This window comes from Pseudomonas sp. UBA6323 (assembly GCF_002439135.1).
Classification (GTDB): domain Bacteria; phylum Pseudomonadota; class Gammaproteobacteria; order Pseudomonadales; family Pseudomonadaceae; genus Aquipseudomonas.
In genome coordinates this window covers 18,869-30,776 of the sequence record NZ_DJSX01000102.1, presented here as the reverse complement: position 1 = coordinate 30,776, position 11,908 = coordinate 18,869, and the positions used below count along the sequence as shown (strand labels likewise).

Genomic DNA, 11,908 nt, shown 5'->3' with positions numbered 1-11,908 from the left:
GACGCGCCGCTCCGGGCTCCACAGCTTGGCGTTGTACACGGAGAAGCCGAACCAGCTGAAATCACCACTGCCGACCAGGCTGGCCTGCGGCAGCCGTTCGCGCCAGCCGTTCTGGGTGTTGGCTGCTGCTGGCAGGCTGAGCAGCGCAAGCAGCATCAGCGCGGGAAGCAGGGGGCGAAGCAGGGCCACCATGGTCGTTCCCTCTGAGTCGGCTGGCGATGGCCGCGTCCAGCCATTGTGCGTATGCCCGGCGGCACGGGCCCCGAATAAAAAGATCCGGCAACCAGAAAGGGGAGATGGGCGTTGCCGGATTGCGCAGTGTGTCGAGTGGTTTGCCGATGTGCGCCGGATGAGTGGGCGCCCAACGTCATACAGACCAAGTTGTCGATGAATATATGTACAGAAATTTACTTTGTACAGTTCCTGTACATGTTTGATTTCGGGTAGCGGACGAAAGGAGGGGCTGCAGCGCCCTGAAGATCAGAGCGCTGCGGATGGGCGGGCGGATCACCAGGGCAGCGAATGGCCCTGGTAGTCGAGAAAGGCGCACTGCCGTTGTCCCAGTTGCCGGTTGATCACCTGGCACAGGCCGCTGGCGCTCTGTTCCACACTCAAGGGCGCGGCATCGCCGCCCATGTCGGTGCGCACCCAGCCGGGGTGCAGGGCCAGCAGGCTCCAGGGCAACTGCGGCAGTTGCATCTGCCAGCTGCGCAACAGGCTGTTCAGCGCTGCCTTGCTGGCGCCATACAGCGGCATGTCGGCTGCGCGTGCCAGCTCCACGCTGGCCATCTGCGAACTCATGAAGGCGATCACGCCGCCGTCGATCACATGCTCGGCCAATTGCTGGGCCAGGCGAATCGGCGCCACGGCATTGGCCAGGAACAGCTGGCCAATGTCATCGAACTCGGTCTGGCGCGGGTCCTGATGGCCGGGGCCGTAGATCCCGGCATTGAACAGGGCGCAATCCAGGCGCAGGCCCTGCAGGGCCGCTTCGATGGTGCAATGGGCATCAAGGGAGTTGAGGTCACAGGTGATTATCTGCACGGCATCGGCGTACTGGGCGCGTAGTGCCTCCAGCGGGCTGGCGGGGCGCACCTCGCGCACCACTGCATGCACCTGCCAGCCGCCTTCGAGAAAGGCGCGCACCAGGCCGAGGCCCAGCCCGCGTGACGCGCCACAGATCAGAATCTGGCGTTTCATGGCCATTGCATTTCACCTTTGAGGACTTTGGCGCTCAGTTCCAGGCTGCTTTCATCCTGCAGGTCAGGATAACGCGCCTTCATGGCCGCGAGCAGGGCCTGGCTGTCCTTCGCTTTAGGCAGTTCCTCTTCCAGCGCCAAAAGGTAATCGCGGGTGAAGTGCAGGTCGGTCAGGTTCATCGCCGGCTCGCCCAGGTAGTGGCCCGGTACCAGAGTGGTCGGTTGCAGGGCTTCGAGCTCGTCCAGCGACTTCAGCCAGCTCTTGCGCGCTTCGGCAGTTTGCGAGTCGGCCACCCAGACGTGGATATTGGCGCTCGTCAGTATGCCGCCGACCACTTCGATGCGCTGGCCTTCGAGCTCCAGCAGGTTACCTTGCAGCGCTTCGGGCACCAGGGTACGGGCCGGCGCGCTGTCTTTCAGGATCGGTCCCCAGTAGGCGAGTTTGGGAGCACGGGTTGCCTCGATATGGGCGATCGTGGCCGGGGTGGCCAGCACCTTGGCGTCAGGAAAGGCGCGGGTCAGCACGTCCAGGCCGAAGTAGTAGTCCGGATCGCCATGGCTGATGAAGATAGTTGTCAGACGCTTGCCGCTGGCCTGAATGCGTTCGACCAGTTCCTGTGCCTCGCGGTTGGAGAACTGCGCGTCGATCAAGATCGCGTCCTTCTCGCCGCTGATCAGGGTCGAGGTGACCGGGAACACGGCGGCGTCGCGCGGGTTGTAGGTTTCCAGGGTCAGCGGCTGGGCGAGGGCGGTGCCGGTTGCGGCGAGCAGGCCGAGGCCGGCGATGAAGCGAGTGACGAACGACATGGCGATCTCCGGGTAGATAAGAGTCGCGCATCCTATGCGCTATCTAGCGAGCGAAAAGCCTCGTAAGCTGGCCATGTTCATTGCGTGAATCGAGCGAATCATCTTGGATCGACTGACAGCGGCACGGGTTTTCGTCGAGGTACTGGAACGCGGCAGTCAGACCGCTGCGGCCGACGCCCTGGACATGTCGCGGGCGATGGTCTCGCGTTATCTCGCCGAACTGGAGCGCTGGGCTGGCGTACGTCTGCTGCACCGCAGTACGCGGCGTCTGAGCCTGACCGCCTCCGGCGAGCAGATGCTGCCGCAATGCCGCGAGATGATGGCCCTGGCCGAGCGCATGCAGGCCCTCGGCCAGTCTCTGGACGAGAATCCGCGCGGTACCTTGCGCATCACCTGCAGCCAGTCCTTCGCCCAGGCCTGGTTGGTGTATGCATTGAACGACTTCACCCAGCGCTACCCGCAGGTCAGCGTCGACCTGCTGGTGGGCAGCGAGGCGGTCAACCTGGTGGAGGCCCGTATCGACCTGGCACTGCGCATCACCAACCAGCTCGACCCGAATCTGATCGCCCGGCGTCTGGCCGTGTGTCGCTCGGTGGTTTGCGCCAGCCCGGATTATCTGGCGCGGCACGGCACACCGCAGCGCCCGGAGGATCTGGCCCGGCACAACTGCCTGGCCTACGCCTACTTCGGTCGCAGCCTGTGGGAGTTCGAGCACCAGGGCGAGGCCTGCGCGGTTTCGGTGTCCGGCAGCCTCAGCGCCAACGAATCGATGGTGCTGCTGGAGGCCACCCTGGCGGGTGCCGGCATCAGTCTGCAGCCGCTCTATTCGGTGGATGCGTTGTTGCGCGAAGGTCGCCTGGTGCATCTGTTGGCGGATTACCAGCCGCCGCAGCTGGGTATCCATGCGCTGTACGGCACGCGCAGGCAGATGCTGCCGGCCATGCGTCTGCTGCTGGATTTCATTGCCGAGCGGCTGGCCAGCGACGCGCATTGGCGACATTGAAGCGGCTTGCATTTGGCCAGCCGTCTTCGAGAATGAGAGAGAACGGACAAGGATTTTTCCATGCCAGCACTCTCGACCTTCGGCAAACGCGTTCGCCAACTCTGGCATGCAGCAGATCTGGCCTTGGTCGGACAGCTGCGCGAGCGCCGCATGCGCATGCTGGCGAGCATGGTAATGGTGGTGATGGGCGTACTGTGGGGGCTGTTCTTCGCGTCCCGCGGCTACTGGGCCATCGTGGCCATGGACATCGTCATCGTCCTCAGTGGCCTCGCCGTGTTCGCGCTGACCCTGCGCAACCGTGCCCGTGCGGCCAACCTGATCCTGTTCGGGGCGCTGATCCTGATCGTCGTCGCCTCGACGCTGCTGCTCGACCCGCCTACGCTCGTGGCGCCGCGGGCCACACATCTGTATCTGCTTCCGGTCGCGGTGGGCGCGTTGATGGCCTTTCGCGACGAGCCGCTAAGGCTGCGCTACGGCGTCTCCCTGCTCAGCCTGCTGCTGTTCGTCGCCCTGGCAGCTTCCAACTGGCGGCCCACCGACCTCTATGCGTTGCCGGACGACGTGCGGCTGATCGGCTCTTGGTTGCAGGGGCTGGTGGCCATGGGGCTATTCTTCGTGCTGCTGCATATCCTGCAAACCGACACGGCCGAGCGCTCGGAGCTGGATCGCGACCTGCGTGCAGCGGTGCGTGAGCAGCAGTTCGTGCTGTATTACCAGCCGCAACTCGATGACAGCGGCCGCGTGACGGGCGCCGAGTTGCTGATTCGCTGGCAGCACCCGCAACGCGGGCTGCTGGCTCCCGGCGAGTTCATCGACCACGCCGAGAACACCGGCCTGATCATCCCCATCGGCCAATGGGTGCTGGAGCAGACGGCCGCACGCCTGCGGCAGTGGCAGGATGATCCGCTGTTTCGCGACCTGAGCCTGGCGGTGAACATCAGCCAGAAACAGTTCGGCCAGGCCAGTTTCGTTGCCGAGATACTCGGCCTGATCGAGCGCCACGGCATCGATGCCCAGCGCCTGGAACTGGAGCTGACGGAGACGCTGATCGTCCGCGACATGGAAGACCTGACCCGCAAGATGACCGCGCTGGTCGAGCAGGGGGTGCGCTTCTCCCTGGATGATTTCGGCACCGGTTTTTCCTCGCTCAGCCACCTCAAGCGTTTGCCTTTGAGTAAGCTGAAGATCGACCGCTCCTTCATCTGTGACGTGCTCACCGACGCCAACAGCGAAACCATCGTGCGCACCGTGATCGCCCTGGGCCGGAGCATGGGCATGACAGTGATAGCCGAAGGCGTGGAAACCGAGGCGCAGCGGCGCTTTCTGGCGGATAACGGCTGTTTTCGCTACCAGGGCTACCTGTTCGGTCGGCCGATGCCACTAGCGGATTTTTGCGCCTTCGTGCAGCAACACAACGCCTGAGCCGGCGTTCCGTCCATCCCCCATCGCCCGCTTCGAATGAACTCGAAGCAACGGTGCAATGTCTGTCTGCTGTCGGCCCGTACCGGCAGGAGTAGATGGCTATTGGCCGCTAGCGTGGCGCTTCGTCGCGGATTCTGTCTGGATCATGCTTGAGTTTTTGAGCGCGTGGCTGGCACGTTCATCCCGTTCGCCGGGTTCGTCTGTCTGCCACGTGAAGATCGCCCCATGTTTTTATCTCGTCATGCTCCACTCCAACCCCGTATCCTCGGTGCCTGCCTGCTGCTCGGCGGCCTGCTCGGCGGCGCACAACCGGCCCTGGCCGAAGAAGCGACTGGCAACCAGCGCTGGGTCAGCGACAGCCTCAACACCTATGTGCGCAGCGGCCCCACCGATGGCTATCGCATCGTTGGCACCCTGACCTCCGGGGAGAAAGTGGAGCTGGTGCGTACTCAGGGCGACTACAGCCAGGTACGCAGCGAAAGCGGCAACACGGTCTGGATCCCCAGTCGCGACCTGCAGTCGGTGCCCGGCCAGGCCGAGCGCCTGCCGCAACTGGAGCAGAAGGTCGCTGACCTCAGCGCCGAGCTCAAGGGCATCGACGATGCCTGGAAGGTCCGCGTGCAGGGCATGCAGGAAACCATGGATTCGCGCAAGACGCTGATCGACGAGCTGCAGGCCGCCCGCGGTGCGCTGGATGCCGAGTTGACCACCACCCGCTCGCAACTGCGTGATGCCCAGGCGCAGTTGGGCAACGAGCAACAACAGGCGCTGATGCGCTACATGGCCTATGGCGGCAGCATCGCCGGCGCCGGGCTGCTGCTCGGCCTGATCCTGCCGACCATGCTGCGCGTGCGTCGCAAGCGTAACGATCAGTGGGTGTGATCCCTCAGAACGTCTGTTGCCCCTGATGCTCGCAACGTCCATCGCAGGTGCCGGGGCAGGCGCAGCCACTGGTGCTGCGCCCGGTGTCGCGCTCGACGCGGCGCGCCACGGCGGGATCGTCGGCGAATGGCAGCATGGTGGCCTCGTCGAGGTCACGCTGGCTGCCGCGGCCCAGGCTTAGCTGTACGCCGACGAAGAACACGGCCAGGGCGATCATCCACCAGGCTTCAGCCGGCATGAGCGGCCTCTCTGGCAGCGTGCGGTTCGGTGGCTGGGCGGCGTAGGGTCAGCCAGGTGTTGAGCGCCATCAGCAGCATACCGGTGAGGAAGCACAGGCCGCCGACCAGGCGGACCACGAAGCCAGGGTGGCTGGCTTCCAGCGCCTCGACGAAGGAGTAGGTGAGGGTGCCGTCTTCGTTCACCGCACGCCACATGAGGCCCTGGGTGATGCCGTTGACCCACATCGAGGCGATGTAGAGCACGGTGCCGATGGTCGCCAGCCAGAAATGCGCGTTGATCATGCCGGTGCTGTACATGCCGTCGCGGCCGAAGACTTTCGGGATCAGGTGGTAGAGCGAGCCGAAGGTGATCATCGCCACCCAGCCCAGCGCTCCGGCATGGACGTGGCCGATGGTCCAGTCGGTGTAGTGGGACAGGGCATTGACCGTCTTGATCGTCATCATCGGGCCTTCGAAGGTCGACATGCCGTAGAACGCCAGTGAGACCACCAGAAAGCGCAGGATCGGATCGGTGCGCAGCTTATGCCAGGCGCCGGACAGCGTCATCATGCCGTTGACCATGCCGCCCCAGCTCGGCGCCAGGAGGATGATCGACATCACCATGCCCAGGCTCTGCGCCCAGTCAGGCAGGGCTGTGTAGTGCAGGTGGTGTGGCCCGGCCCAGATGTACAGGGTGATCAGTGCCCAGAAGTGCACGATGGACAGGCGGTAGGAGTACACCGGTCGATCCACTTGCTTGGGCACGAAGTAATACATCATCCCTAGGAAACCAGTGGTGAGGAAGAAACCCACCGCGTTGTGCCCGTACCACCACTGCACCATGGCGTCGGTGGCACCCGAATAGATCGAGTAGGACTTGAACCAGCTCACCGGCACCGACAGGTGGTTGACGATGTGCAGCATGGCGATGACCAGGATGAAGGCTCCGAAGAACCAGTTGCCGACATAGATATGGCGCGTCTTGCGCTGTGTCAGCGTGGTGAAGAAGACGATGCCGTAGGCGACCCAGACGATGGCCATCCACACCGCGCCGGTGAATTCGATCTCGGCGTATTCCTTGGTGGTGGTCAGGCCCATGGGCAGGGTCACCAGCATGATCAGGATGGTTGCCTACCAACCCCAGAAGGTGAAGGCGGCCAGGGTGTCGGAGAACAGGCGCGTCTGGCAGGTGCGCTGCACCGCGTAGTAGCTGGCGGCGAACTGTGCGCTACCGGCGAAACCGAACACCACCAGGTTGGTGTGCAGTGGGCGCAGGCGGCCGAAGCTCAGCCAGGGCGTGTCGAAGTTGAGTTCCGGCCAGACCAGCTGGGCGGCAATGAGCACGCCGGTGCACATGCCCACGACGCCCCAGACGATGGTCATCAGGGTGAACTGGCGGACGACCTTGTAGTTGTAGGCCGGGAGAGGAGCAGCAGATTGCATCGCAGTAACCTTCCATACAGATGCGGGCGCAGCCGCGCGAGTGACGAAACTGTAGGGAGGTGGGAAGAAACAAAACAGACTCAGAAACTGCTGTCTGATGCGTATCAGATTCTGCGAATGGGGGCGCGAACCGACTTCGGCGCACGCTCCCTAGGGCGTCAGGCGCGGGCGGTCAGGTGCCGGGCGATGCCCTTCTTCAGCGGCAGCAGGCCCTGAGCCACGCGCAGACCTGCGCCGCGTAGCAGGCGAGCGGGCAGGCGATCGTTGGTGTACAGCTCCACCAGCAGGTTGGTGGCCTGGTACAACGGCCAGGTGGCCAGGCGCAGCTGGCGCTCGTAGCGCGCCAGTGGCGCAGTCGCACCGATGTCCTGGCGTTTGCCATGTGCGTCGAGCAGCGCGTCGCTGAGCAGTTGTACGCCGATCAGGCCGAAGTTGAAGCCGTGCGCGGTGACCGGGTGCATACCCACGGCGGCATCGCCGAGCAGGGCGCAGCGGTTGCCGACCATGCGCCGTGCGTAGACGCCTACCAGCGGATAGGCGTGGCGGCTGCTGACCAGTTGCATGGCGCCCAGGCGACGGTCGAAGCGCTTTTCCATCTCGCGGGTGAAAATCGCTTCGTCCAGTTTCTGCAGACGTTCTATTTCGCGCGGCGGCAGGGTCAGCACCATCGACGATTGCCGGCCATTGAGCGGTAGCAGGGCCAGGGTCTGGCCATAGCCGAACCATTCCCAGGCTACCTGGTGATGGTCCTGTTCGTGCTGCATGCGGCACACCAGCATGGTCTTGCCGAAGTCCTTGAGTTGCGCGCCGATACCGAGCTGGCGGCGGGTCTCGGAGAAGCGGCTGTCGGCGGCGACCAGCAGGCGTGGTTGCAACACCTGGCCGTCCTGCAGCACCAGCTTCACCTCGTTCTGGCTCTGCTCGATGGCACGTACGCTGGTTTCACACAGCAATTGCACATCGGCGCATTCGCTTACCGCCTGATAAGCCGCGCGGCGAATGGCCTGGTTGGCCACCAAATGGCCGAGTCGCTCGGCGCCGGCCTGTTCGGCGCGTATCTTCAGGGCGAACAGCGAGGGCCCGTTGAACACCTGGGCATCGCGCAGCACGGCAACGTCTTCGCTAGGCAGGCGTGCCCACAGGCCGAGGCGTTCGAGCAGGGCTTGCGAGCCGTGGGTGAGGGCGATTTCGCGGCCGTCGAAGGCAGGTTCGGCCAACGCCTGCTCGGCCTGTCGCTCCAGCACGACAATGGACAGACCCTTTCCGGATAGGGCACGAGCCAGGCAAAGACCGGCCGGGCCTGCGCCGACGATGACGATATCGGGTGACATGCTGCAGCTCTCCATGCGAACTCGGGAAGGCCCGAGTCTAGGCCGCAGGGGGCTTGCAACTATTGTCCGGGATCATGCCGAAGGTAGGATGCGCCATCTTCGGCGCGATTCACGCCGCCATGGTTCTCTGTCGAATATTGTTGTTATTACTACTTTGGCCAGGTTGATCGGCGTAATTTTCGGGATTACTGTGATGCGCGTTGTATGAACTACAAAAATAATCCGATTTGGAGTCGATAGCATGCCCCCTCACGCTTCCGAGATAGCCCGTGCGCGATGCGTCCTCGTCATGGAGGCATTCACGTGAAACTGGCGCTGGTCGGCGACATCGGTGGAACCAACGCACGCTTCGCCCTGTGGCGTGACGATCATCTGGAGGCGGTACAGGTCCTGGCGACCGCCGATTTTCCCGGGCCGGAGCAGGCCATCATGGCCTATCTGCAGGCCCAGGGCCTGCCGCTGGGGGCGATAGGCTCGGTGTGTCTGGCCTGCGCCGGCCCGGTCAGCGGTGATCTGTTTCGTTTCACCAACAATCATTGGCGTATCGATCGTGCCGCCTTCTGCGAAGCGTTGCAGGTCGACGAGCTGCTGATGATCAACGATTTCTTCGCCATGTCGCTGGGCATGACCCGCCTGGCCGAGCACGAGCGGATACCGGTGTGCGAGGGCCAGGCGCAGGCAGAGCGGCCGGTGCTGGTGATTGGCGCCGGTACCGGTCTGGGCGTCGGTACGCTGCTGGAGCAGGCCGACGGCCGCTGGCTGGTGTTGCCGGGGGAGGGCGGGCACGTCGACCTGCCCATTGGCAGCCCGCGAGAAGCCGAGCTGTGGCAGATAATCCATCGGCAACTGGGACACGTAAGGGCCGAAGACGTGCTAAGCGGCAATGGCTTGCTGGCGCTATACCGCGCCATCTGCGAGCTGGACGGCCAGCCACTGCAACACGATACGCCGGCTGCGATCACGACTGCCGGCCTGGCGGGCGAGCCCGTCGCCGCCGAGGTACTGGAGCAGTTCAGTTGCTGGCTCGGGCGCGTGGCCGGCAACAATGTGCTGACGCTGGGCGCGCGTGGCGGGGTCTACATCGTCGGCGGCGTGGTACCACGTTTTGCCGAGCGTTTTCTCACCAGCGGTTTTGCCAAGAGCTTCAGCGACAAGGGCCGCATGAGCGATTACTTTGACGGCATCCCGGTGTGGCTGGTGACGGCCGAATATCCCGGTCTGACCGGCGCGGGCGTGGCCTTGCAACAGAGGGTCGAGGCCGGTTAGAACCTGCACCGACCAGGCCTGCATTGCGGCATGAATACAACAAGGACGGCGGACCATGAGCCAGCCCGGCAAGTCGATTCTGCTGGTCGATGACGACCAGGAAATACGTGAACTGCTCGAGACCTACCTGAGCCGCGTCGGCTTTCAGGTGCGCGCCGTCGCCGACGGTGGCGCCTTTCGCCAAGGCCTGTGTGCGGAGTCGGCCGACCTGGTGATTCTCGATGTGATGTTGCCCGACGAGGACGGCTTCAGCCTGTGCCGCTGGGTGCGCGAACACCAGCGCTTTGCCCAGGTGCCGATCATCATGCTCACCGCCAGCTCCGACGAGGCCGACCGGGTGATCGGCCTGGAGCTGGGTGCCGACGACTACCTCGGCAAGCCGTTCAGCCCGCGCGAGCTGCTGGCACGAATCAAGGCGCTGCTGCGGCGGGCGCAATTCACTCAGGAGCGCAGCGGCGAGGTGCTGGCATTCGATGACTGGCGCCTGGACATGGTCAGCCACCGCCTGTTCCACCGCGATGGCGAGGAGGTGATCCTCTCCGGTGCCGACTTCGCCCTGCTCAAGCTGTTTCTCGACCATCCGCAGCAGATCCTCGACCGCGACACCATCGGCAACGCCACCCGTGGCCGCGAGGTGATGCCGCTGGAGCGCATCGTCGACATGGCGGTGAGCCGCCTGCGCCAGCGCCTGCGTGATACCGACAAGCCGCCGCGGCTGATCCGTACCGTGCGTGGCAGCGGCTATCAACTGGCAGCGACCGTCAGCGTGCAGGCCGGCGATGGCCGTTGAGCCAAGGCGCTGGTTGCCGCTGCCGCGCTCGCTGCTCGGACGCATGCTGTTGCTCACCCTGTTGGCGATACTCGCGGCGCAGACGCTGTCCAGCGCCATCTGGTTGTCGCAGTTGCGTGCCACCCAACTCGAAGGCCTGGTGACCACGGCGCGCAGCCTGGCTCACTCGATGTCGGCCAGCGTGCGTTACTTCCGTTCCCTGCCGGTGAATTACCGGCCGCTGGTGCTCGACCAGTTGCGCAGCATGGGCGGCACGCGCTTCGTGGTCAGCCTCAACGATCGCCCGTTGCAGATGAAGCTGCTACCGCCCACGCCGCGCAAGCAGGCGGTGACCGAGACGGTGACCGAGGTGCTGCGTCAGGCACTGGGCAGCGCTGCCGACATCTCGGTGACCTTCGTCCGGCCGGATGATCTGCTGATCTTCAACGGCGGCCTGAAGCTCGACGAGTTGCCGCGATCCTGGGCGCACTATGCGCTGACCCTGGAGCCGCTCAACCCGCCGGTGCTAGTGACGCAGATCCAGCTGGCCCCGGGGGAATGGCTGTACATCGCCTCGCTGCTGCCCGAGCCCTACACCAACCTGGAGGAACCCTTCCTGCCCTCCCAGCAGCTGTGGTTCATCCTCCTGACCAGTGTTTTCCTGCTGGTATTCATCGGCTTGCTGGTGCACCTGCAGAGTCGCCCACTCAAGCGCCTGGCGCGCACTGCGCGGCACCTGTCGCTGGGGGCGGAGGTGGAGCCGGTAGCCGAAGGCGGTGGCCGCGAGGTGGTGGAGGTGGCGCGTGCCTTCAACGCCATGCGCGAGCGCATCAGCCGTTACCTCACCGAGCGCAGCCAGCTGTTCAGCGCCATTTCCCATGACCTGCGCACGCCGATCACGCGCCTGCGCCTGCGCGTCGAACTGCTCGACGACGAGAGCCTGCAGAGCAAGTTCGGACGCGACCTGGACGACCTGGAGCTGCTGGTCAAGGGCGCACTGCAATGCGTTAAGGACACCGACATCCACGAGAACATCGAGCCGGTCGACCTCAATCATCTGCTGCATGGGCTGATCGAGCCCTATCTCGGCACGGGACGGGTGACCCTCGATGGTGCTGCACGGGCTGTCTATCCGGGCAAGCCGCTGGCCTTGCGTCGTTGTATCGGCAACCTACTGGACAATGCCCTGAAGTATGGCGAGCGCGCGCATCTGCATATCGAGGACGATGACGAAGCCTTCGTCCTGCATGTCGATGATGAGGGCCCGGGTGTGCCCGAGCAGAAGCTCGAGCAGGTGTTCGAGCCGCACTTTCGCCTGGCCAGCCAGCAGCAGGGCTACGGCATGGGACTCGGCATCGCACGCAACCTGGCGCACAGCCATGGCGGCGAACTGAGCCTGCGTAATCTGCGAGATGGAGGGCTGCGTGTCACCCTCTGGCTACCGCGCCAATCCCGTTGAATTTCCGCCCATGAGCCCTCGCGCTGGACCGCAGAATCCGCCGCGCGGTGCCTCATGTAACCTGCCTGGGCCGCTTTGTAACAGCCCGGTGACCATCCAATACCCTTTG

10 protein-coding genes and 2 pseudogenes are annotated in these 11,908 nt (G+C 64.4%); 6 read left to right on the top strand and 6 right to left on the bottom strand.

All coding sequences use genetic code 11. From position 1 onward, the window contains the following. From B3P22_RS22955 to B3P22_RS22945, 3 genes and pseudogenes are all read right to left on the bottom strand, one after another. Positions 1 to 192: pseudogene (locus B3P22_RS22955) on the bottom strand (hypothetical protein); the annotation flags it as partial. A 315-nt stretch (positions 193 to 507) separates the two neighbouring features. Beyond that, positions 508 to 1,206, bottom strand: coding sequence for an SDR family oxidoreductase (locus B3P22_RS22950; RefSeq protein WP_296272663.1), 699 nt, complete (start codon positions 1,204 to 1,206; stop codon positions 508 to 510). After that, on the bottom strand, positions 1,197 to 2,006 hold the full coding sequence (locus tag B3P22_RS22945; protein WP_296272661.1) for an MBL fold metallo-hydrolase: 810 nt from the start codon (positions 2,004 to 2,006) through the stop codon (positions 1,197 to 1,199). The genes B3P22_RS22950 and B3P22_RS22945 overlap by 10 nt, the downstream gene beginning before the upstream one ends. Positions 2,007 to 2,109: 103 nt before the next feature. Between B3P22_RS22945 and B3P22_RS22940 the strand changes: the two genes are divergently transcribed. The 3 genes from B3P22_RS22940 to B3P22_RS22930 all read left to right on the top strand — a co-directional run bounded on the left by B3P22_RS22940 (position 2,110) and on the right by B3P22_RS22930 (position 5,313). After that, positions 2,110 to 3,009, top strand: coding sequence for a LysR family transcriptional regulator (locus B3P22_RS22940; protein WP_296272659.1), 900 nt, complete (start codon positions 2,110 to 2,112; stop codon positions 3,007 to 3,009). Positions 3,010 to 3,069: 60 nt separating this feature from the next. Beyond that, positions 3,070 to 4,431 (top strand): putative bifunctional diguanylate cyclase/phosphodiesterase, encoded by a 1,362-nt coding sequence (locus B3P22_RS22935; protein WP_296272657.1) that lies wholly within the window; start codon positions 3,070 to 3,072, stop codon positions 4,429 to 4,431. 225 nt (positions 4,432 to 4,656) lie between these two features. Next, on the top strand, positions 4,657 to 5,313 hold the full coding sequence (locus B3P22_RS22930; protein ID WP_275547373.1) for a TIGR04211 family SH3 domain-containing protein: 657 nt from the start codon (positions 4,657 to 4,659) through the stop codon (positions 5,311 to 5,313). A gap of 4 nt (positions 5,314 to 5,317) precedes the next feature. On the opposite strand, the gene B3P22_RS22925 is transcribed toward B3P22_RS22930, so the two are convergent. From B3P22_RS22925 to ubiM, 3 genes and pseudogenes are all read right to left on the bottom strand, one after another. Beyond that, the gene (locus tag B3P22_RS22925) at positions 5,318 to 5,551 is read right to left on the bottom strand and encodes a cbb3-type cytochrome c oxidase subunit 3 (RefSeq protein ID WP_296272655.1); all 234 of its coding nucleotides are present in this window, start codon (positions 5,549 to 5,551) and stop codon (positions 5,318 to 5,320) included. After that, positions 5,541 to 6,974 (bottom strand): annotated as a pseudogene (ccoN, locus tag B3P22_RS22920) (cytochrome-c oxidase, cbb3-type subunit I). The gene B3P22_RS22925 and the pseudogene ccoN overlap by 11 nt, the downstream one beginning before the upstream one ends. Positions 6,975 to 7,132: 158 nt before the next feature. After that, the gene (ubiM, locus tag B3P22_RS22915) at positions 7,133 to 8,305 is read right to left on the bottom strand and encodes a 5-demethoxyubiquinol-8 5-hydroxylase UbiM (RefSeq protein ID WP_296272653.1); all 1,173 of its coding nucleotides are present in this window, start codon (positions 8,303 to 8,305) and stop codon (positions 7,133 to 7,135) included. 303 nt (positions 8,306 to 8,608) lie between these two features. On the opposite strand from ubiM, the gene B3P22_RS22910 reads away from it, so the two are divergent. The 3 genes from B3P22_RS22910 to B3P22_RS22900 are packed head-to-tail and all read left to right on the top strand — an operon-like array spanning position 8,609 to position 11,799. Continuing rightward, entirely contained in the window at positions 8,609 to 9,571 is a 963-nt protein-coding gene (locus B3P22_RS22910; protein ID WP_296272651.1) for a glucokinase, read from the top strand. A gap of 55 nt (positions 9,572 to 9,626) precedes the next feature. After that, positions 9,627 to 10,361, top strand: coding sequence for a response regulator (locus B3P22_RS22905; RefSeq protein ID WP_275547370.1), 735 nt, complete (start codon positions 9,627 to 9,629; stop codon positions 10,359 to 10,361). Further along, on the top strand, positions 10,351 to 11,799 hold the full coding sequence (locus B3P22_RS22900) for an ATP-binding protein (protein ID WP_296272649.1): 1,449 nt from the start codon (positions 10,351 to 10,353) through the stop codon (positions 11,797 to 11,799). The genes B3P22_RS22905 and B3P22_RS22900 overlap by 11 nt, the downstream gene beginning before the upstream one ends. Positions 11,800 to 11,908 lie beyond the last annotated feature (109 nt).